This window comes from Sphingomonas sp. Root710 (assembly GCF_001429065.1).
Lineage (GTDB): Bacteria > Pseudomonadota > Alphaproteobacteria > Sphingomonadales > Sphingomonadaceae > Rhizorhabdus.
The window spans coordinates 201,679-221,537 of the sequence record NZ_LMIB01000015.1; the positions used below are offsets into that span (position 1 = coordinate 201,679).

Below are 19,859 nucleotides of genomic sequence, written 5' to 3' on the forward strand. Positions count from 1 at the left end.
CCCCATGATGCTCGCCATTCCGGGCGTGCTCCAGGGCAGCACGCTCGATCATGTCCGTGCGCTGCTGCGCGATGCCGAATGGATCGACGGCAATGCGACTTCGGGCCATCAATCGGCGCTCGCCAAGAAGAACCGTCAGCTGCCGGAGGATTCCCCAGCCGCGCGCGAGGCGGGCAACATCATCCTCGACGCGTTAGGCGCGACGCCCCTGTTCATCGCCGGTGCGCTGCCGCTCAAGGTTTTTCCGCCCCTGTTCAACAGCTATGGCGAGGGCGACGGCTTCGGCACCCATGTCGACAACGCCATCCGCATCAAGCGCGGCAGCGACTTCCGTATCCGCTCCGACCTGTCGGCAACGCTGTTCCTGACCGATCCCGCCGATTATGACGGCGGCGAGCTGGTGGTGCAGGACACGCTGGGCACCCACGCGGTCAAACTCGCTGCCGGGGACATGATCCTCTATCCGGCATCGAGCCTCCACCACGTCACCCCCGTGACCCGCGGCGAGCGGGTCTGCTCGTTCTTCTGGATACAGAGCATGGTCCGCGACGACGGAGCGCGCCAGCAGTTGTTCGAGCTCGACAGCGCGATCCAGACGATCGCCGCCGATCGCGGCCAGGACGATGCCGCGATCATCCGGCTGACCGGGGTGTATCACAATCTATTGCGGCGCTGGGCCGACGCCTGACCACATCCGCCGTCATCCTGAACCAAGGGCGTGTCATCAGTTGACATTTGAATGCGTGAGAAATCGCGAATTTTAGCCGTCATGCTGAACTTGTTTCAGCATCCACTCCTCCTCGGGAGCGCCGGAGCAGGTGGCATGGTGGACCCTGAAACAAGTTCAGGGTGACGGTAACCTGTTGGAAGTCGTACCAATCTTCAACCAGCGACGCATTGACAGGCCCTTGTTTCAGCATGACGATCGATCGAAGTGACGAAAGCTTAAGCCGCGCGCCTTGCCCGGCGGGCCTTTTCGAGCTTCTTGAGCACCATGTCGCGCTTCAGGCGCGACAGGTGATCGATGAACAGCACGCCTTCGAGATGGTCCATCTCGTGTTGGAGGCAGGTGGCGAGGAGGCCTTCGAGCTTCTCCTCATGCTTCACGCCCTTCTCATCCAGCCAGCGGGCATGGATCACCGCGGGCCGCTCGACCTCGGCATATTGATCAGGGACCGACAGGCAGCCTTCATTATAGACCGACTGGTCCTCCGACGGATCGAACAGCTCGGGATTGACGAAAACGCGCGGGTTGCGGATCGGCTTGCCCTCCGCATCCTCTTCTTCCTGCAGGTCGATCACCAGCACGCGCTTCGGCACGCCGATCTGGATCGCAGCCAGGCCGATGCCCGGCGCGTCATACATCGTCTCGAACATGTCGTCGATCAACAGGCGCAACTCGTCATCGACCCCGTCGACGGGGGTCGAGATGGTGCGCAGCCGCGGATCGGGCGCCTCGAGAATGGGACGTATGGCCATAGACTTCAGCTAGGTAATCGGGCCCGAATCGTCAAGGTCGGGCGGTTTTGGCTCAGGCGACCGGCCGCCGCGCGCGCAACGCCTGCGCCAGCGTGCCTTCGTCGAGATAGTCGAGCTCACCGCCGACCGGCAGGCCATGCGCGAGCTGGGTCAACCGCACCGGCAAGCTTTCGAGCCGGTCGGCAATATAATGAGCGGTGGTCTGCCCCTCCAGCGTCGCGTTCATGGCCAGCACCACCTCGTCGACTCCGCCCGCCGCGACGCGGCCGATGAGCAGGTCTATCGATAGGTCCTCCGGCCGGACCCCCTCCAATGCGGAGAGCCGTCCGCCAAGCACATGGTAGCGCCCTGGGAACAGGCGCGAGCGATCGAGCGCCCAGAGATCGGCCACCTCCTCCACCACGCACAGCATCCGTGCGTCCCGGCGGGGGTCGTTGCAGATGCCACACGGATCACTGGTGTCGACATTGCCGCAGACATGACAGCTGGTGAGCTTTTCGTTCACCGCCTCCAGCGCGCGCAGCAGCGGGGCCATCGCGGCCTCGCGCTTCTTCAGCAGATGCAGCACTGCCCGCCGCGCCGAACGCGGGCCGAGACCCGGCAGTTTCGCCAAGGCCTGGGTGAGGGTTTCGATCTCCGGGGAAGCCATCCTTCATCGATATGGGCTTGCATAGTTCCATGGCAAGCGTTTCAGAGAGCATATGCGCATCGCCTTCATGGGAACCCCCGACTTCGCCGTACCGACGCTCGACGCGCTGGTCGCGGCTGGGCACGACGTAGCCGCCGTCTATTGCCAGCCGCCCCGCCCCGCCGGGCGCGGCAAGGCGCTGATGCCATCCCCCGTCCAGAAGCGCGCCGAGACGCTGGGGGTCGAGGTGCGCCATCCGGTCACGCTGCGCGATGCGGAGGCGCAGGCGGCCTTCGCCGCGCTCGGCCTCGATGTCGCGATCGTCGCGGCTTATGGCCTGATCCTGCCCCAAGCGATCCTCGACGCGCCGCGTCATGGCTGCCTCAACGTCCATGGCTCGATCCTGCCGCGCTGGCGCGGGGCGGCACCGGTGCAGCGCGCCATCCTGGCGGGGGACGATATAACCGGTGTCACCATCATGCAGATGGAGCGTGGTCTCGACACCGGGCCGATGCTCGCGAGGGTCGAAACGAGCATCGATCGCAAGACCGCGGGCGAGCTGACCGACGAGATCGCGCGCAGCGGCGCGGCACTGATGGTGGCGGTGCTCGCCGACCTGCCCGGCTATCCGCCGACGCCGCAGCCCGAAGCGGGCGTCACCTACGCCGCCAAGATCGACAAGGCCGAGAGCAAGATCAATTTCCATGAGCCCGCGGGACAGGTCGAACGCCAAGTGCGCGCCTTCAATCCAGCACCCGGCGCCTGGGTGCAATATCAGGGGGAGCGCATCCGCATCCTCGCCTGTGACGTCATCGACAGCCAGGGCCTCGCCGCGCCCGGCGAAGTCATCGACGACCGGCTGACGATCGAATGCATGCGCGGCGCGATCCGCCCTACCCGCGTGCAGCGCGCGGGCAGGGCGGCAATGGACGCGTCAGAGCTTCTGCGCGGCTTCGTGATCCCGCCCGGCGCGCATCTGGAATGACCCGCTTTCGCCTGACCATCGAGTTTGACGGACGACCCTATATGGGCTGGCAGCGCCAGGCGCATGGTCCCAGCGTCCAGCAGGCGATCGAGGAAGCCATCGCCATAGTGACCGGCGAAGAAGCGACTCTCCACGCGGCGGGCCGCACCGACGCGGGCGTTCATGGCAAGGCGATGGCTGCGCATGCCGAGATCGCCAAGCCGATCATGCCCTTCCGACTCATGGAAGCGCTCAACGCGCGGCTGCGCCCCAACCCGATCGCGGTCCTCGCCTGCGAAGCCGTGCCCGACGACTGGCACGCCCGCTTCTCCTGCATCGGGCGGCGCTATATCTACCGCATCGTCAACCGCCGCGCGCCGCTGACCTTCGAAGCCGGTCTCGCCTGGCAGGTCGCGGCCCCGCTCGACGCGGCGGCGATGCACGAGGCGGCGCAGCGCCTGGTCGGCGCGCATGATTTCACCACCTTCCGATCGGCGCACTGCCAGGCGCAGAGCCCGCTCAAGTCGCTCGACCGGCTCGATGTCCGTCGCGACGGCGAGGTGATCGAGGTCGAGGCGGCGGCGCGATCCTTTCTCCACCATCAGGTGCGGTCAATGGTCGGCTGTCTTGCGCTGGTGGGGCGCGGGAAATGGACCGCCGACGATCTATCCGATGCACTGGAAGCGGCGGACAGGAGCCGTCTCGGCCTGAACGCGCCGCCGGACGGGCTCTATTTCATGGAAGCGGTCTATCCGCTCTAGCGCCCCGCGCCGAACAGGCTCGACAACGACCGGTCGAGCATCATCAGCTGCCACAGCAGCCGTCCATAGTCCGAGCGTCCGCTCTGGTGCGCGGTGACGATCGCGTCGAGCGCCTTGCCATCGAACCAGCCGGTCTCCGCGAGCGCCGATCCCCGCCCGATACGCCGCGCTTCTTCGGCGAGCGGCCCGCGGAACCAGGCGCTGATCGGGGTGGAGAAGCCCATCTTCTTCCGAAACAGGATGTCGTCGGGCAGATAGCGGCGCATCGCCTGTTTCATCAGCCATTTGCCGGTGCCCCGCCGTACCCGCATCGCCGTTGGCAGGCGCGCGCCGAATTCGATCAGGCGATAGTCGAGCAGCGGTTCGCGTGCCTCCAGGCTGACCGCCATGCTGGTACGGTCGACCTTGGTGAGAATGTCGCCGGGCAGCCAGATCTTGAGGTCGGCATATTGCGCGCGATCGAGCCCGTCGCGCGCGGGCGCGGCGCGCATCGCGGCGATATAGCGGTCCTCGGCGCGGTGCCCCTGCAGGTCGCGGCGGGCGCGGTCAGAATAGAGGCGCTGGCGGAGCGGGCGCGGCGTGACGCCGACGGCATCGGCATAAGCCTCCTCACCCGAGCGGCCGAGCTCCTGAAAGGTGGTCTTGGCGCGCAGCATCTGCGGCGCCCAATCGAGCTTGGGATAGATGCGGCCCAGCGTCCCGAATATGCCCGCGCGCACGCCGAGCGGCAGAAGACGGCGGAGGCGCTCCTCGGCGTTGAAGAAGGTGAGCCGCCTGTAGCCCGCGAAGGCCTCGTCGGCGCCGTCCCCGGACAGCGCGACGGTGACCGTCTCGCGCGCCAGTTCGGAGACGCGGTAGGTCGGCAGCGCCGAGGCGTCGGCAAAGGGTTCGTCGAAGGCACGGACCAGCGTATCGATCAGGCCATAGTCGTCGGCGGAAACGACGCGGGTGCGATGATCGGTGGCGAAACGCGCGGAGACGGCAGCAGCGTAACGCGATTCGTCATAGTCGGGATGATCGAAGCCGATCGAGCAGGTCTTGACCGCCTTCGCGCTCGCCTCCGCCATCAGCGCGACGACGGCCGAGCTGTCGACCCCGCCTGAGAGGAAGGCCCCGAGCGGCACGTCGGCGATCATCCGCGAGGTGACCGCGGCGCGCATCTTGTCGATCAGCGCGTCTTCCAGCGCGGCTTCGGACCCGCGCTCACGATCCGCGAAGCTGACGTCCCACCATTGCACGGGCTGCGGCAGCGGATGGCCGCGCCGCAGCAGCAGGCTGTGCCCCGCGGGCAGCTTCTTCACCCCGGCGACGATGCTCGCGTCGTCGGGGACATAGCCAAGCCCCAGATAGTCGTCGACCGCGCTCAAATCGGGCGCGCGGCGAAGCAGGGGATGGACGAGCAGCGCCTTGAGTTCCGAACCGAAGACCAGGCTGCCGTCCGAAAGCTCCGCATAGAAGAGCGGCTTCACCCCCAGCCGGTCGCGCGCCAGGAACAGGCAATTCCGCCGCGCGTCATGGATCGCGAAGGTGAACATGCCGTTGAGCCGCGGCAGGCAATCGGGCCCCCAGCGCAGCCAGGCCTGGAGAATGACCTCGGTATCGCTATGGGTGTGGAAGCCGTGGCCGAGCGCTTCGAGTTCGGCGCGGACATCGAGGAAATTATAGATTTCGCCGTTGAAGATCAGGACGACCTGGCCGTCACCGCTCGCCATCGGCTGAACGCCGCCGGCCAGATCGATGATCGACAGGCGGCGATGACCGAAGCCGACCCCGGGCGCCGTCCAGACGCCGTCACCGTCGGGTCCGCGATGCGCGATCGCGTCGGCCATGGCGCGGACCCGCGCCTCGTCGACCGGCTTCGCGGTCTGTAGATGATAGATGCCAGTGATGCCGCACATGGGATCAGACGAAACCCATCATCATATCGAGCTTCGCCAATTGCGCGTCCCAGCCATAGCGTTCGATCATATGCGCCCGCGCTACCTGTCCCATGGCGTCGCCTTCTGCGGGGCTGGCGAGGAGATGGCTGACTGCATTGGCCATGTCATAGCCGTTGGCGACCATCAGGTGCACCCCCGGCGTGGCGTCTATTCCTTCGAATGCGGCAGGCGAGGCGACCACCGGCCGCGCCATCGCCATCGCCTCTAGCACCTTGTTCTGGACACCGCGCGCGATGTCCAGTGGCGCGACCACGACCGCCGCCGCGGCGATCCAGGGGCGGACATCGGGCACCTCGCCGGTGACGATGACGTTCTTGAGCCTGGCGAGCTCCTGCACCGCCGGGGTCGGGTCGCGGCCGACGATCGCGAACAGCGTCGCCGGGTGCTTGGCACGGATCGCCGGGAAGGTCCGTCGTGCGAAATAATCGACCGCATCGGCATTGGGCCGGTAATCCATCTGTCCGGTGAAGACGATCATCGGCTCGGCGCCGTCGACGCGCGGGAAACCGGCGGGATCGAATCGAACGGTGTCGATGCCGTTGTCGAGCGCGCGGACATGGTTGGCGGCGAGCCCGGCGCGCTGGCGGAACAGCGCCGCTTCCGCCTCGCTGACGAACAGGTTGATGTCGGCCCACAGGCCGATGTCCTTCTCATAGGCGGCGAGCAAGCGCGCCTCGCGGCGGTGGATCCAGCCCATCACCCCCTTCTCGGCGGCGCCATAAGCGGCGAACTTCTCCGAATCGATATCGACGAAGTCCATGATGAAGCGCCGCCCGGCGCGGTCGTCGGGCACGAACTGCGCCATCTGGCCCGAATAGGCGAAGATCGTGTCGACCGGCCGTTCGGCCAGCAGCTGATCGACCATCCGCATGATCCGCCGCGAGCCGAAGGCGGCGATCGACACGGGCTCACCGAGCATCAGCGCTTCGACACCGGCGCGCAGCTGCGACTTGCGCCGCACCTCGATATGCAGCGAGGCGAGCATCGGCAGCAATTCCTTGGCCGCCTTGCGGTCCTCCTCATGGTCGACGAAGCCGAGCAGATGGACGGGCCGGTGCCGGGCGAGATGCCGCAGGATGTGGAAGCTGCGGATGCGGTCGCCGCGGTCGGGCGGGAACGGGATGCGGTGCGCGAGGAAGATGATCTCGTTCATCAGCCGAGCCCCTTCGCGATCCAGGGGCCGATCCGGTTGGCGATGCCGAGCGGCAGCTTTTGCCACAGCGCGACCTGAAGCCGGTAACGCGGGCTGAGCGGGTTGATCTGGCGCGGTTCCTGCCCATCGGCGGTGCGGATTGCATAAGCCAGCGGCTCAGGCTCGAAACCCCAGTTCTTCTTGAAGGCGAAGGCCCCCGTGCCGAATTTCGAGCGACCGAAGTCGAAGGCCGTGCAGCCGCGCCCGCGCGCGTGGAGCATCAGCGCATAATACATCATGTCGTTGGCGCGCCACGTCCGCGCATCGCGCGTGCCGCCGCCCCAATAGGGCATCACCACGCCCTTGTGGTACAGGCTCAGCACGCTCGCCAGCGGCCGGCTGCCATGGCTGACCGTCAATATGTCGGCATCGTCGCCGAGCCGGTCCAACACCGCGTCGAACAGGCTGCGCGGGAAGACCGGGGTGCCGAGATTACGCACGCTTTCCGCGTAGACCGCATAATGATCGGCGCGATCCTGCTCGCTCCGTCCCGTGCGCACCGCCAGGCCGAAGCCTTGCGCCTTGCGTACCTCAGCACGTTGCTTGCGCGGGATCGCCAGCAGTTCGGCCTCGTCATCGGCGGCGAGCCGCCGGGAGAAACCTGCATAGGTCCCCTCCTCGACATGCCAGCCACCCGCCGACGGCAACGCGCCGCCGCGCAGTTCGAGCGACGGACAGCTCAGCCGCCCGGCCAGATTCCAGGCCGCATCGGCCAGCGCGTCGACCGTGAGCTGATCGTCACCGATCGGCCCGCCGCCAACTGCGAAGCCCGCCGAAGCCAGCGCACGGCCGAACAGCGGCGAATGGACTTCGGTCAGCGGCAGCAAGCCGCGCAAGCTGCCATCGCTACCCGCCACCAGATAATACGCGGTCTGGCCGCAACCCTGCTCGACCGCCTGGCTCCAGGCCGGTCTGTGGAAGGCGCTGCCCTGCCGATGTGCCGCGGCATAGGCGTCGATTGCCCGGACATGCGCGGCGTCGGAGAGATCAGCGCGGCGGATCGACAGCATCGATCAGGCGGCCCCCACGGCCTCGGCGGCGGCGACTGCGTCGACCCGCCCCCAGCGGAATTCGCCGATCACCCGTTCGAGCTTGCCTTCCATCGCGGCGAGCCGCGTATAATGGCGCAGCTTCGACTTCAGCGGCGCATTGGCGACGCGCGGCTGACCGGGGTCGATCTCCCACGGGTGGAAATAGAAGATTGCGGGCCGCTGCTCGGCATTGACCTGCCGGATAGCCCAGCGCGAGAAAGCGTAAGGAAACAGCCGGAAGAAACCCCCGCCGCCCGCCGCGATAGTGCGCCCGCGCAGCTTCGCGGTGGTGACGGGCAATTCGATCAGCGGGCTGTCGGCAAGCGGCCGGAAAGCGAAACGCGGTGCTTCGGGCCAGCCATAATGATCATGCGCCACCGGCGCGACGCTCGACGAATAGGCATAGCCCTCCTCGGCCAATATATCGTGCGCCCAGGGCGTCCGCTTGTCGATCGAGAAGCTCGGCGCACGATAGCCGGTAACCTTCTGGCCGCCCAGATCCTCCAGCACGGCGCGGGTGCGGCGCAGATCCTCACGGAACTGATCGGGGGTCATCGTGAAGACGCGGACATGGTCCCAGCCGTGGCTCGCGAGCTCATGGCCCGCATCGACGATCCGGCGGATCAATGCGGGGTAGCGCTCGGCGACCCAGCCAAGGGTGAAGAAGGTGCCCTTGGCGCCCGTCCGGCCGAACAGATCGATCACGGCGTCGCTGTTGCGTTCGACGCGCGGCGTCAGGCCTTCCCAGTCTTCCCGCCGGATCGTGCGTTCGAATGCGCCGACCTGGAACCAGTCCTCGATGTCGACCGACAGGCCGTTGATCACCATCGGTCGGTCAGGCCGCATCCTGATTGCCACCGCCCTGGGGCCCTTGCGGCGCGGGCGGATCGGTTTCGACCAGCTCGACGAGCAGCGACAAGGTGCGGCGGAGCATCGCCTCCTGCTCGGCGAGGCGAGCCTCCAGCTCGGCATTGCGCGCGGCATAATCGATGCTGTCGCCCTGCTGCGCCGGCGGCGCAGCCGGTGCAGGCGCCGGCGCCGCAACCGGCGGCGGCAGATCAGCCGGCGCGGGCTGGACCGGCGTAGGCGGCTCCGCCGCGAAGACAGGCTGCGGCGCTGGCGGCTCGGACGGCGGCTCGACGATACGCAAAGGCGGCGCCTGGGGTGCTGCCTCCGGCGGCACATAGCCGTCATAACGCGGGGGTTGTTCGATCGCCGGGGGCGGAATGTCTGCCGGTAGCGCCGCGAAGGGATCGGGCGGCGGCGTATAGCTGGTCGTGCTATAGTTGGCCGGCGCAACAACGTCGGGTTCGTCGTCGGCGGGCGCGTAGCGGTCATAGCTGGGCAGGCCCGGCGCAGGCGATGGCGCGGCAGGCGGCGCGGCAGGAGCGGCTGCTGGTGAAGCCGCGGGCCCGGGCACGGCCATTCCGCCGGCCGGCATATCGGGATAGGCGGGCATTGCCTGCGCCATCGGCTGCGGACCTTCGGCAGGCATGATGCTTTCGCTCGCCAGGTCGGCGGCGACATCCTCGACGACCTCGCCATCGATGTCGGTCAACCGCTCGATCGCGCCCTGGAGCATCACGCGGCCCGCCAGCATGTTGAGCCGGCGGGGAATGCCGTCCGAGAGACGATGAAAGGCCTCATAGGCGCTTTGGGTGAAGCGCGGCGTACCCTTCCAGCCCGCACAGGCGAGCCGGTGCATGATATAGGGCGCCGCCTCGTCCGGGTTCATCGCGGTCAGATGATGGGTGGCGATGACGCGCTGGCGCAACTGTTCGAAGCGCGGCTGGGCAAGCGCGTCGCGGAACTCGGGCTGGCCGAGCAGGAAAATCTGGAGCAGCGCCTGTCCGCCGAACTGGAAGTTCGACAGCATGCGCAGCTCCTCAAGCGCCGAAATCGGCAGGTTCTGCGCTTCGTCGACGATCAGCAGGGTGCGCTTGCCGCCCCGCGCCTGTTCGTGGAGGAAGCGTTCGATCCGCGCGAGAAGCTGGCCTTTGGCCGCGACGTCCGTCGCGACGCCCAGCGCCAGCGCGACGATACGCAGGATGTCCTCACCTTCGAGCTGGGTCGAGACGAGGTTGATCGCGGTCAGCCGCGAGCGGTCGATCGTCGCCATCAGTCGGCCGACGAGCATGGTCTTGCCGGTGCCGACCTCGCCGGTAACGACGATGAAACCTTCGCCTTGCGCCAGGCCGTAGCCCAGATAGGTCATCGCCTTGCGGTGGGTCGCACTCTCGAAATAGAAGCGTGGGTCCGGCGTGAGCTGGAACGGCCGGTCCGTCAGCCCATAGGGATCATGGTCCAAAGCGACCCTCCCGGCTATGTGGCGCGACGTTCGGCATCTCAGAACTTATATTGCAGGCCAAGCTGCGCACGCCCGGAAACATCGGCTGTGATCCCATCCTGTTTCGAGGCATCCACCGCCAGGGTGGCGCGCGCACTGATGCTTCGCCCAAAGGTCCGGTTGTAATTGGCGCTGAACGAACCAGACATCACATCCGAAGCTCCGACCTGTCCATTCTTAAACAAACTGCCCGCAAAAGAAAAGGAGACGCCAGAGACGCGCGAGAGTTGCCCAGCGAACGAGAGATTCCCGAAAAAGCTCTGATCGACAACGCCGTTCAGCGAGAAAGGCGCGTTTGGATCGTCGATATAGGTACGATGGGTGTAGCCGAACGAGCCGCTGACCACCCACTGCCGTAAGGCGCGGGTGACGATGATCGTCGCCGCCCGCTCGCGATAGGCCTCCGCCGAAGCATTGCCGAGCGCCCCGCCGAGGCAGCGGCCCGTCCCCGCCGTCGCGCCGAACAAGCAATCCTGATAGGATGAACCGGGGTCCGGCGACGGCTTGACGTCGAGATTGGCGGGGGCGCCAGCCAGGCTGCCCGACACGCTTTGCCCGAAGGTCTGGATCTGATCGGTCACCGCCAGGGTCAGGCCCGTCCGGTCGCTGGGGTGCATCTCGATGAGCCCGGTGACCGAGAAGCCGCCATAGCGATAGCCCGCCCGCGCCTCGAAGCGCGAGCGGCGGCTGGGCTTCCAGATAAGCCCGGCATCGCCGATGAAACCGTCCATGTCATAGGTCAATATCCGCGGGCTGGCGGGATCGACGACGAACCGCCCGCCCTTGCCCAACACCGGAAACCCGGTGAGCGGATCGACCAGCGCTTCACGCTCGGACGTCTGCGTCTTCTCATAACCGCCGCTCACGACGGCCGCCACGGTGCCGGCGATCGGCTGCTTGACTTCACCCGTGATTTTCAGGGCGCGGAAATGCTGGGCCAGATTGCTGGTATTCTCCCGCCGATACTGCCCGCCCACCGTCCAGTCGAACGGGAGCGCACTCTGCTGCATGCCGAATCCGGCCGTCACTTCCTGCGAAACCGAGCTGTCGAAGCGATCGTTCGGCGGTCCCACCACCACGCCGGTCTGCCCGCTTTCGTTGCGCGTATAGGCGTAGCGATAGGACGCGTTGACGCCGAGATCGCCGATGCGATGCGACAGCGTCGGCTGGATATAGATCGAATAGGTCTGGGCGAGATTGTCCGCATTAGCGGTGTTGGATTGCGGCGCGGCTCCGCTGGCGCTGATCCGGCTATGCGTGATGATCGCGCCGGTATCCGCCGTCAGCCACTCGTCGATGACGTTGGCCTGGAGGCGCATCGCGCCGTCCTGATTGACGTTCTTCGATATGTTGCCGACCTCGGGGATGCGATAGGACAGCCGGTAGGTGGCGGTGGCGACGATCCGGCGGTTACGGATCGAGCCGGCCAGGCTACCGGCGACTTCGGTGTAGGTGACGATATCTTCGCCTGGCCCCTTGAGCTGCGATTCGGCGACCTGCTGCAGATCGAAGAAGGCGCCCAGTTCGGGCCGGTCGGCGTGCGCCACGCCACAGAGGGCGCTCCCGGATAAGAGGCCCAGCAAAGCGCGCGCCGTGAAGCCCCTCATCGCGGTGCTTCATATCCGTAATAGCTGCCGAAGCGGCGGGCGTTCGGTGCGAAGCGTGCCCCGTTGAGGAGAAGCTGGATCTCCTCGCATCCACCCAGCAGCAGCACCGCGTCACGCAATTCGGCCTCGGCGGTCTTGTCGGCGCGCACCACCAGCAGCACCTGACCGACATGATAGGCCAGCACCGACGCCGGCGAGGCAGCCAGCGCCGGCGGGCTGTCGAAGATGATGATGCGGTTGGGCTTGGCCGACAGCCGCTCGATGATGACGCGGGTCCGGTCTGCCGCGATCAGCTCGGTCGCTTCATTGGTGTATTTACCCGAGGGAAGTACCGAAAGATTGCCGACATCGGTCTTGATAACCAGCGACTCGACGTCGATGTCGGTGTCCGCCAGCGCGTCCATGAGGCCGATCGGGCCATCGATGCCCAGCGTCGACAGCACGGTCGGCTTGGCGAAGTCGCCGTCGATCAGCAGCACCTCGATATCGCGCTCGTTCGCCATCGACAGCGCCAGATTGACCGCGCAGAATGTCTTGCCCTCATTGGCCTGCGCCGAACAGATCAAGATCCGCCGCCCATTGGGCAGTGCGGTCGGCCCGATCGCGTTGAGCAGCAAGGTGCGCTTGACGATGCGGAACTCTTCGGCGAGCGCCGTGATCGCCGCGTCAGGCATCACGAAACCCTGGTCGATCAGGTCGGCGCGATTCACCTTGGCGGTGCGGTAGACGACCTCGGGCGATGGCAAGGCCGCGGGCTCGGCGGGCGTCGCCACCACGGGAATGCTGGAGGGCGGCGCGCCATCCCCGGCGCCGCCCGCCTGCGTCTCCGGGGCGGAGATCGTCGTGATGCCCGCGGCCTGATAGACCGGCTCGGGCGTGAGGGTCATCTGGGGCGTTAGCGTGGGTTGCGGCGTCAGCGTCGGCTGGGGCGTGACCGGCGTCAGCGGCACGTCGATCGTCTGTCCTGGCGCGGGGCCCTGATCGGGCATGACGACCCGGGCGCGCAGCACCGCCTCGAAGTCGTAGACCGATCCGGCCCGCTCGATCAGCGAACCGCGGCCCCGACGTTTCCTGGGCGGCTTCGCGCCTTTGTCCTGATCGTCCATCCGCTCAGGATACCATGATACGTTTGACGAATTCGATCAGCATCAGCAGCATGAACATGCCGGGCAAACCGGCCGCTGCAGATGAGAACCACATCATCTGTTTCCGCCGGATCGCGCGCGTGTCGGCGGTGATGACCTCGGAAATCGACCCCAGCACCGGCAGGCCGCTCGCCTTGGCCAGCTGCTGGGTGGTCGTATAGACGTTGGCAAGCTGGCTCTTTGCGAACGCCACGCCCGCACCAACCACGACCCCCGCGATCAGCACACCGGTCAGCAGCATCGTCCGGTTCGGTGCAGCGGGCTGGCGCGGCAGCGACGGCTGATCGATCACGCGAAAGCGCACGCCGTCGGTCTTGCCGCTGGCGTCCGCGCGCAGCTTGGCGCTCTCCCGCTGGGTCAGCAATTTGTTATATTGCTCGCGCAGCACGTCATAATCGCGGTCCAGCCTGGCCTGGTCGATCTGCGATCCCGGTGCGGACAGCTGTCGCTGCGCGATCCGGGTGACGTCGCCGGTGAGTTGCGCCTTGCGCGCTTCGAGGGCCGCGACATTGCCCTGGCGCTCCGCCTGCATCGACCGGATCGACACATAGACCGGGTTCGGCGCCATCGGCACCGACCGGCTGCCACCCCGCGCCCGTTCGGCACGAAGCTGACTCAACTGCGCGCGGATCGCGATGACGTCCGGGTGCTTCTCGGTCCAGCCGCGCGAAATCGCCTCGGACAGCTGCCCTTCGAGCTGGCTGATCCGCTGGTCGATCGTATCGATTCCGCCCATGCCGCCAGCAGCAGGAATCTGCGCCGGCGTCGCGGCAATCTGGCCATTCATCGCAGCCAGCGAGCTGCGCGCCGACATCAGACTGGATTCGATCTGCATCAATTCGTTGCGCGCGGCATCCATGCGCTGCTCGAGCGAACCGGTGCCGGGCAGCGACCCCATCGTTTCCTGCACGATCTGGGCGCGCTGCCGGTCGACATCGGCGAGTTCCTTGGCGCGGCGGGCAAGTTCCTGGTCGAGGAAGGTGAGCGCTTCCGCATTGTTGGTGCGATTGCCGATCAGATTTTCCTGGACGAAGATGTCGATCAGCTTCTGGGTGACGTTGCGGGCGATGAACGCGGTCTGCTGCTCGGAAACGCCCTTCAGGCTTATCCGCGTCTTGATCTCCAGCAGATCCTCACCCTGCGCGGTGATCGAGATGCCGCTGCGCAGCGCGCCGATCAGCGACAAGGACTCCGCCGAGGTCAGCGGACGCTCGCCGTTGGAAACGGTTCGGACGACCTTCTTCAATATCTCGGTCGAGGTCAGCGACTGGCGGACCCGATCGATGCCTTTCTGAACATCGCCCTCGCTACCGTCACCGAGCAGCGACTTGACCTGCACCGAGATGCGCGCGCTGCTCTCATAGGCGGCGGGGACGCGCATCACCATGACCCAGCCGATCAGGCAAAAGGCCCAGGCCACCGCGAGCGCCAGCCAGCGCATACGCCAAATGGCGTAGAGCGCGATCCGGATCTCGGTGTAGATTGCTTCCATTGGCCTGGTCCGCCGCCCCCACGGTTAGCCTAGAACACGCTTTCGGGGATGATGATCACATCGCCCGGCTGCAATTTGACATTGGCCTTGATATCGCCGCGCTTGAGCAGGCTGTCGATACGAAGCTTGAACTCCTGCTGCTGGTTGGTCACCGGATCGTGGCGGATCAGCTTGGCGCGGTTGCCGGCGGCATATTGCGACAGCCCCCCGACCGAGATCATCGCGTCGAGCAGCGTCATGTCCGAGCGATAGGCGACCGCGGCCGGCTTCTCCGCCGCGCCGACGATACGAATCTGCTGCGCGAAGGTGCCCGAGAAATTATTGATGATGACCGAGACGATCGGGTCCTTGATATAGGTCGACAGCGCGTCGCGAATGTCGTCGGACAGCTTCGCGGGCGTCTTGCCGACCGCGACCATGTCGCTGATCAGCGGCAGGGTGATCCGGCCATCGGGACGGACCTGGACCTGAGCGCCCAGCTCGGGATTGCGCCATACGAAGACCGTCAGCGCGTCGAGCGGGCCGATCGTATAATCCTCGCCCGCCTGTGCGCCCGACGGCACGAAGGGCGCGGGCGGCAATTCCTTGGCCTTCTCATCGGCGCGCGCGGGCGCGGCCACAAGGACGCTCGCAAGCATCGCCATGCCGACCAGTCTTTTCAACGCACCCCACGACATCTGCATTCCCTCCAGGCATCGCCCGATACGGACACCCCAACGTCCGCAAACGCTAATCCCCGCTCCATGCACCATAACCGATGAACATAAGCTTAGGAATCACAGGATGTCCGTCCCGTCTATGGTTAATTCATGCGGGGCCGGATGACCAAGGAAAGCCTGGGGGCTCGCGCTGGCGCCATAGGCCCCCGCCAGGAACAGCACGACGACGTCGCCGGGTTCGGCATGCGGCAAGCCGACATGATCCCCGAGCCGATCGATCGGCGTACATAGGCAGCCCACCACGGACACATCTTCCACATTGCCCGATTGCGGCAGTTTGGTCAATGAAATCGGATAGTTACGGCGGACGACGGTTCCGAAATTGCCACTCGCGGCAAGCTGATGGTGCAGCCCGCCATCGACCACCAGAAAGGTCTCTCCATGGCTGGTCTTCCGGTCGACGATGCGCGTCAGATAGACCCCCGCCTCTCCCACCAGCCAGCGGCCGAGTTCAATTGTAAATTCTGCGTCACGCAGGATCGCGGGCCGCGCGGCGAGGGCCGTCGCCAGCGCAGCGCCCACCGCCGCCACGTCAAGCGCGGCATCCTGAGCGAAGTGGGGAATGCCGAAGCCGCCGCCGAGATTGACGTGCGGCGGGGCGACGCCGGCCTCTTCGCTCAGCCGCGCGGCGAGAGCCAGCGCCGATGCCTGCGCCTCGATCAGCGCCGCGGGATCGAGTGCCTGCGAGCCCGCGAAGATATGGAGACCACGATATTCGGCACCCGCCCCGGCAACCTGGCTGATGACCGCCGCCGCCTGATCGGCATCGACCCCGAAGGGTTTGGCGCCGCCGCCCATCTTCATCCCCGAGCCCTTGAGTTCGAAGTCGGGATTGATGCGCAACGCCAGGCGCGGGGTCCGGCCGATGCCGCGCCCGATCGCCAGCGCGCGTTCGGCCTCGCCAGCGGATTCAAGATTGAGGGTGATCCCCGCCTCGATCGCCGTCGCCAGCTCGCGGTCGCGCTTGCCTGGTCCCGCAAAGGAGATTCGCCGCGCGTCAACACCCGCGTCGAGCGCGAGGCGCGCTTCGCCGGCCGACGCCACGTCGATGCCGTCGATCAGCGGCGCGATCGCCCGGACCAGCGGCGGATGCGGATTGGCCTTGACCGCATAATGGAGCGACACGCCGGGAAAGGCCGCGCGGAACCGCGCGATGCGGTCGCGTATGATGGCCATGTCATAGATAAACAGCGGCGTGTCCCCGGCGGCTTCGATCCAGGCATCGGCGGTGCGCCCGCCGATCATCAGTTCGCCGTCGCGCCAGCGATAGTCGGGGGGGATAGGCCCGGTCGGTTTCATGCCTCCGCCTCCGCCTTCAGCGCCACGCGGTCAAGCTTGCCATTGGCGTTGCGCGGCAATTCGTCGCGCCACACCACCCGCGCAGGCTGCATGAAACCAGGCAGGTTGCGCTTGAACCAGTCGCTCAGCCGCTCTCCGGCATCCTCCGTGGCGGGACGCGCAAAGAGCAGGATCGCCTGTCCCAGCCGATCGTCGGCGATGCCGAGCGCGACCGCCTCCGCCGCCGCGCCGCTGGCGATGGCGGCTTCCTCGATCTCGGTCGGGCTGATGCGGTTGCCCGAACTCTTGATCATCTCGTCATCACGGCCGACGAAGCGCAGCAGCCCGGCGGCGTCACGTACCACCGTGTCGCCCGACCAGACCGCCCGCCCGCCATAGACGGATGCAGGCGGGGCGGGGCGAAAACGCTGGGCGGTGCGCTGCGCATCTTCCCAATATCCTTGGGCGACGAGCGGCCCGGCGTGCACGAGCTCTCCCGGTTCGCCGTCATCGGTGACGCTGCCATCGGGGCGGACGACGAGGATTTCGGCGAAGGGGATCGCCTTGCCGATCGATTCGGGATGCGCGTCGATCAGCGCCGGATCGAGATAGGTCGATCGGAACGCTTCGGTGAGCCCGTACATCGAGAAGAGCCGCGCCTGCGGAAACATCGCGCGCAGGCGGCGCACCAAGGGCACGCTCATCCGCCCGCCGGTGTTGGTCAGCCGCCGCAGCGGCGCAATGCTCTCGGGCGGCCATTCGCTTTCGGCGAGCTGTATCCACAGCGGCGGCACTCCCGCCAATGTGGTTATACCGTGCCGCCCCACCGCGCGAACGACGTCGCGTGGGGTAAGATATTCGAGCGGGTGGACGCAGCCCCCCGCCGCCCAGGTCGAGAGAAGCTGGTTCTGGCCATAATCGAAGCTGAGCGGCAGTACCGCGAGGGTGCGGTCGTCCGGTGCCAGCCCCAGATAGTGCGCGACGCTGATCGCGCCGAGCCAGAGATTGGCGTGGCTGAGCATCACCCCCTTGGGCCGCCCGGTCGAACCCGAAGTGTAGAGGATCGCGACCAGATCATCGGGACCGGCCGAGGATGGGGGCAGCGGCGCGATGGGGGCGAACAGCGCCGTGCCCTCCTCTTCCTCGACAAGCAGCGCGCAATCCCGCGGCCGGTCGCCCGGCTCGAAGCTGTCAGAGCGGCCCTTGCCGGTGATCAGCAGCCGCGCGCCGCTGTCGGCCAGGATATGCGCGACCTGTCGGTGCTTGAGCAGCGGATTGACGGGTACATGGACCAGCCCCGCCCGCGCGGCGGCGAGCGGCATCAGGCAGGCGATCCTATTCTTGGGCAGCCAGCTCGCCACCCGGTCGCCCGGATTCAGGCCACGCGCCAGCAGGCCCGCCGCGAGCAGACCGACCGCATGATCGAGTCCGGCATGATCGAGCACGCCCGCCTTGTCGGCCAGCGCGGGCGCATCGCGTGGCCCGGTCAAGGCGAGATGATCGAGCGGCCGGGGATTGGGATCGAAGTGCATCGGCGCAACAGCTAGCCCATTTCTCATGCGAATCCTTGTCCCGATTGCGCGACCCGTCTAGGGGAGCCGCGATTTCGCCACCGGCAGGGATGATAAAGTGAGCGCAGCCGATCCGACCAGCACCGAGGATGTGGTGCGCGCCGTGCTGGTGGACGTCCTCGCGCTCGATCCCGCGCGCGCCGCCGCGTTCACCGCCGACACCGGGCTATTCGGATCGCTGCCCGAGCTCGATTCGATGGCGGTCGCCGGGTTGCTGACCGAGCTGGAGGATCGCCTCCACATCATCATCGACGATGACGAGGTCGACGGCGAGATGCTCGAGAGCTTCGGCGCGCTGGTCGCCTTCGTCCAGGGCAAGATGGCCGGCTGATCGGGCGTCAGGCGTCGACGGTCACGCGCGCTTCGAAATCCGCTTCCGCCAGGAAGCGCTCGGCGTCGAGCGCGGCCATGCAGCCCATGCCGGCGGCGGTGACCGCCTGGCGATAGGTCTTGTCGGACACGTCGCCCGCGCCGAAGACGCCCGGGACATTGGTGCGGGTGCCGCCCTTCTCGACGATCAGATAGCCGTCCTCGTCAAGGTCGAGATGCCCACGGAACAGCTCGGTCGACGGATGGTGGCCGATCGCGACGAAGCCGCCGTCGACCGCAAGGCTCGACGCCTCTCCGGTGACGGTGTCCTTCAGGTCGATCGCGACGAGGCCCTGGCTGGCATCGCCGCCGACGAAGCGCTCGACGCTCTTATTCCAGAGGATCTTGACGTTCGGATGGGCGAACAGCCGCTCCTGCAGGATCTTTTCGGCGCGCAGCGAATCGCGGCGGTGGATCAGGGTCACGTCCTGGCTGTGGTTGGTCAGGTAGAGCGCTTCCTCGACCGCGGTATTGCCGCCGCCGATCACCGCGACCTTCTTGCCGCGATAGAAGAAGCCGTCGCAGGTGGCGCAGGCCGAGACGCCCTTGCCGCCCAGTTCCTGCTCCCCCTCGACGCCCAGCCACTTGGCCTGCGCGCCGGTCGCGACGACCAGCGTATCGCAGACATAGATGGTGCCGCCGTCGCCCTTCAGCCGGAATGGCCGCTCGCTCAGGTCGACGTCGACGATCGTGTCCCACATCATCTGCGCGCCGACATGTTCGGCCTGGGCCTGCATTTCCTCCATCAGCCAGGGGCCCTGGATGACGTCACGAAAGCCCGGATAATTTTCGACATCGGTGGTGATGGTGAGCTGGCCGCCCGGCTGGATCCCCTGCACCACGATCGGCGCCAGCCCCGCGCGCGCGCCATAGATGGCGGCGGACAGGCCGGCGGGGCCCGAACCCAGGATCAGCATGCGGGTCGAATGGGTAGCGGTCATGGGTCGGCGAACTCCGGAATCGGTACGGTCGAATCTTCGATCTTCAGATAGGGACGCCGCCCCCGGCTTGGCAACCGCCCCGCCCTTTACCGGACCTTAGGCTTCGGTCGTTACGGAACTCGAAAATCTATGGCGCGACAAAGGCGGGATTGAACGCGACGATGGCGAACCTATTGCAAAGGCTGCTCCGCGACGAGAGCGGCAAGCTGCCCGTCAAGCTGGTGTTCGGGAGCTGCGTGCTGGCCATCGCGGTCGCCACCTCCTCGCCTGCCTTCGAAGCGAACCCGCTGATCAGCAAGACCATCTACGAAATGCGCCAGCATCTTCCCGCCACGCTGGACACGATCACGCGGGCGATGGGCGGCTGATTTGCCGCCTAGATGCGAGTGATTATC

General features: G+C 66.6%; 19 protein-coding genes. 5 read left to right on the forward strand and 14 right to left on the reverse strand.

Annotated elements, in window-relative coordinates; translation table 11 throughout:
- Positions 1-4 precede the first annotated feature (4 nt).
- The gene (locus ASE00_RS16065; RefSeq protein ID WP_056382139.1) at positions 5-688 is read left to right on the forward strand and encodes a Fe2+-dependent dioxygenase; all 684 of its coding nucleotides are present in this window, start codon (positions 5-7) and stop codon (positions 686-688) included.
- A 257-nt stretch (positions 689-945) separates the two neighbouring features.
- Here ASE00_RS16065 and def read toward each other — a convergent pair whose 3' ends face one another.
- Both def and recR read right to left on the reverse strand, forming a co-directional pair.
- Positions 946-1,479, reverse strand: coding sequence for a peptide deformylase (def, locus tag ASE00_RS16070; RefSeq protein ID WP_056382141.1), 534 nt, complete (start codon positions 1,477-1,479; stop codon positions 946-948).
- 52 nt (positions 1,480-1,531) lie between these two features.
- The gene (gene recR / locus ASE00_RS16075; RefSeq protein ID WP_056382143.1) at positions 1,532-2,128 is read right to left on the reverse strand and encodes a recombination mediator RecR; all 597 of its coding nucleotides are present in this window, start codon (positions 2,126-2,128) and stop codon (positions 1,532-1,534) included.
- 52 nt (positions 2,129-2,180) lie between these two features.
- On the opposite strand from recR, the gene fmt reads away from it, so the two are divergent.
- Together fmt and truA are read left to right on the forward strand one after the other, a co-directional pair.
- Positions 2,181-3,092 carry a methionyl-tRNA formyltransferase gene (gene fmt, locus ASE00_RS16080; protein WP_056382145.1) on the forward strand — a complete coding sequence of 304 codons (912 nt, stop codon included), beginning with the start codon at positions 2,181-2,183 and terminating at the stop codon, positions 3,090-3,092.
- Positions 3,089-3,832 carry a tRNA pseudouridine(38-40) synthase TruA gene (gene truA / locus ASE00_RS16085; protein WP_056382147.1) on the forward strand — a complete coding sequence of 248 codons (744 nt, stop codon included), beginning with the start codon at positions 3,089-3,091 and terminating at the stop codon, positions 3,830-3,832. Before fmt ends, truA begins: the two co-directional genes overlap by 4 nt.
- Here truA and ASE00_RS16090 read toward each other — a convergent pair.
- The 11 genes from ASE00_RS16090 to ASE00_RS16140 form a co-directional block, all read right to left on the reverse strand.
- On the reverse strand, positions 3,829-5,730 hold the full coding sequence (locus tag ASE00_RS16090) for an XrtA/PEP-CTERM system amidotransferase (RefSeq protein WP_056382148.1): 1,902 nt from the start codon (positions 5,728-5,730) through the stop codon (positions 3,829-3,831). The two genes, truA and ASE00_RS16090, sit on opposite strands and share 4 nt — an antisense overlap.
- 4 nt (positions 5,731-5,734) lie before the next feature.
- On the reverse strand, positions 5,735-6,925 hold the full coding sequence (locus ASE00_RS16095; RefSeq protein ID WP_056382150.1) for a TIGR03087 family PEP-CTERM/XrtA system glycosyltransferase: 1,191 nt from the start codon (positions 6,923-6,925) through the stop codon (positions 5,735-5,737).
- Entirely contained in the window at positions 6,925-7,974 is a 1,050-nt protein-coding gene (locus ASE00_RS16100; protein ID WP_056382151.1) for a FemAB family XrtA/PEP-CTERM system-associated protein, read from the reverse strand. The genes ASE00_RS16095 and ASE00_RS16100 overlap by 1 nt, the downstream gene beginning before the upstream one ends.
- A gap of 3 nt (positions 7,975-7,977) precedes the next feature.
- Positions 7,978-8,823 (reverse strand): XrtA system polysaccharide deacetylase, encoded by an 846-nt coding sequence (locus ASE00_RS16105; RefSeq protein WP_056382153.1) that lies wholly within the window; start codon positions 8,821-8,823, stop codon positions 7,978-7,980.
- 7 nt (positions 8,824-8,830) lie between these two features.
- Positions 8,831-10,303, reverse strand: coding sequence for an ExeA family protein (locus ASE00_RS16110; protein WP_056382154.1), 1,473 nt, complete (start codon positions 10,301-10,303; stop codon positions 8,831-8,833).
- A gap of 38 nt (positions 10,304-10,341) precedes the next feature.
- The gene (locus tag ASE00_RS16115; RefSeq protein ID WP_235538711.1) at positions 10,342-11,889 is read right to left on the reverse strand and encodes a hypothetical protein; all 1,548 of its coding nucleotides are present in this window, start codon (positions 11,887-11,889) and stop codon (positions 10,342-10,344) included.
- Positions 11,890-11,945: 56 nt separating this feature from the next.
- A complete protein-coding gene (locus tag ASE00_RS16120; protein WP_056382158.1) occupies positions 11,946-13,055 on the reverse strand; it encodes an AAA family ATPase in 1,110 nt (369 codons plus the stop codon).
- Between the two features lie 4 nt (positions 13,056-13,059).
- Positions 13,060-14,586: an XrtA system polysaccharide chain length determinant gene (locus tag ASE00_RS16125; protein WP_056382159.1), complete on the reverse strand. Its 1,527-nt coding sequence runs from the start codon at positions 14,584-14,586 to the stop codon at positions 13,060-13,062.
- A gap of 29 nt (positions 14,587-14,615) precedes the next feature.
- On the reverse strand, positions 14,616-15,263 hold the full coding sequence (locus tag ASE00_RS16130) for an XrtA/PEP-CTERM system exopolysaccharide export protein (protein ID WP_056382626.1): 648 nt from the start codon (positions 15,261-15,263) through the stop codon (positions 14,616-14,618).
- A gap of 99 nt (positions 15,264-15,362) precedes the next feature.
- Positions 15,363-16,604, reverse strand: a complete 1,242-nt coding sequence (locus tag ASE00_RS16135) for a pyridoxal-dependent decarboxylase, exosortase A system-associated (protein WP_056382162.1) — start codon at positions 16,602-16,604, stop codon at positions 15,363-15,365.
- Positions 16,601-18,142: an acyl-CoA ligase (AMP-forming), exosortase A system-associated gene (locus tag ASE00_RS16140; protein WP_235538712.1), complete on the reverse strand. Its 1,542-nt coding sequence runs from the start codon at positions 18,140-18,142 to the stop codon at positions 16,601-16,603. Before ASE00_RS16140 ends, ASE00_RS16135 begins: the two co-directional genes overlap by 4 nt.
- A 70-nt stretch (positions 18,143-18,212) precedes the next feature.
- Between ASE00_RS16140 and ASE00_RS16145 the strand changes: the two genes are divergently transcribed.
- Positions 18,213-18,485, forward strand: coding sequence for an acyl carrier protein (locus ASE00_RS16145; RefSeq protein WP_056382166.1), 273 nt, complete (start codon positions 18,213-18,215; stop codon positions 18,483-18,485).
- A 7-nt stretch (positions 18,486-18,492) separates the two neighbouring features.
- Here the strand turns inward: ASE00_RS16145 and trxB are convergent, their stop codons facing one another.
- Positions 18,493-19,464 (reverse strand): thioredoxin-disulfide reductase, encoded by a 972-nt coding sequence (gene trxB / locus ASE00_RS16150; protein WP_056382168.1) that lies wholly within the window; start codon positions 19,462-19,464, stop codon positions 18,493-18,495.
- Between the two features lie 161 nt (positions 19,465-19,625).
- Here trxB and ASE00_RS16155 point away from each other — a divergent pair, with 161 nt between their 5' ends.
- Positions 19,626-19,832 (forward strand): hypothetical protein, encoded by a 207-nt coding sequence (locus tag ASE00_RS16155; RefSeq protein ID WP_056382170.1) that lies wholly within the window; start codon positions 19,626-19,628, stop codon positions 19,830-19,832.
- Positions 19,833-19,859: the final 27 nt, after the last annotated feature.

What these genes read in the sequence shown, in the direction of transcription:
- ASE00_RS16065 (WP_056382139.1), top strand. Translation starts at nt 5, where the DNA reads ATGATGCTCGCCATTCCGGGCGTGCTCCAGGGCAGCACGCTCGATCAT.
- def (WP_056382141.1), bottom strand. Translation starts at nt 1,479, where the DNA reads ATGGCCATACGTCCCATTCTCGAGGCGCCCGATCCGCGGCTGCGCACC.
- recR (WP_056382143.1), bottom strand. Translation starts at nt 2,128, where the DNA reads ATGGCTTCCCCGGAGATCGAAACCCTCACCCAGGCCTTGGCGAAACTG.
- fmt (WP_056382145.1), top strand. Translation starts at nt 2,181, where the DNA reads ATGCGCATCGCCTTCATGGGAACCCCCGACTTCGCCGTACCGACGCTC.
- truA (WP_056382147.1), top strand. Translation starts at nt 3,089, where the DNA reads ATGACCCGCTTTCGCCTGACCATCGAGTTTGACGGACGACCCTATATG.
- ASE00_RS16090 (WP_056382148.1), bottom strand. Translation starts at nt 5,730, where the DNA reads ATGTGCGGCATCACTGGCATCTATCATCTACAGACCGCGAAGCCGGTC.
- ASE00_RS16095 (WP_056382150.1), bottom strand. Translation starts at nt 6,925, where the DNA reads ATGAACGAGATCATCTTCCTCGCGCACCGCATCCCGTTCCCGCCCGAC.
- ASE00_RS16100 (WP_056382151.1), bottom strand. Translation starts at nt 7,974, where the DNA reads ATGCTGTCGATCCGCCGCGCTGATCTCTCCGACGCCGCGCATGTCCGG.
- ASE00_RS16105 (WP_056382153.1), bottom strand. Translation starts at nt 8,823, where the DNA reads ATGGTGATCAACGGCCTGTCGGTCGACATCGAGGACTGGTTCCAGGTC.
- ASE00_RS16120 (WP_056382158.1), bottom strand. Translation starts at nt 13,055, where the DNA reads ATGGACGATCAGGACAAAGGCGCGAAGCCGCCCAGGAAACGTCGGGGC.
- ASE00_RS16125 (WP_056382159.1), bottom strand. Translation starts at nt 14,586, where the DNA reads ATGGAAGCAATCTACACCGAGATCCGGATCGCGCTCTACGCCATTTGG.
- ASE00_RS16130 (WP_056382626.1), bottom strand. Translation starts at nt 15,263, where the DNA reads ATGTCGTGGGGTGCGTTGAAAAGACTGGTCGGCATGGCGATGCTTGCG.
- ASE00_RS16135 (WP_056382162.1), bottom strand. Translation starts at nt 16,604, where the DNA reads ATGAAACCGACCGGGCCTATCCCCCCCGACTATCGCTGGCGCGACGGC.
- ASE00_RS16140 (WP_235538712.1), bottom strand. Translation starts at nt 18,142, where the DNA reads ATGAGAAATGGGCTAGCTGTTGCGCCGATGCACTTCGATCCCAATCCC.
- trxB (WP_056382168.1), bottom strand. Translation starts at nt 19,464, where the DNA reads ATGACCGCTACCCATTCGACCCGCATGCTGATCCTGGGTTCGGGCCCC.
- ASE00_RS16155 (WP_056382170.1), top strand. Translation starts at nt 19,626, where the DNA reads ATGGCGAACCTATTGCAAAGGCTGCTCCGCGACGAGAGCGGCAAGCTG.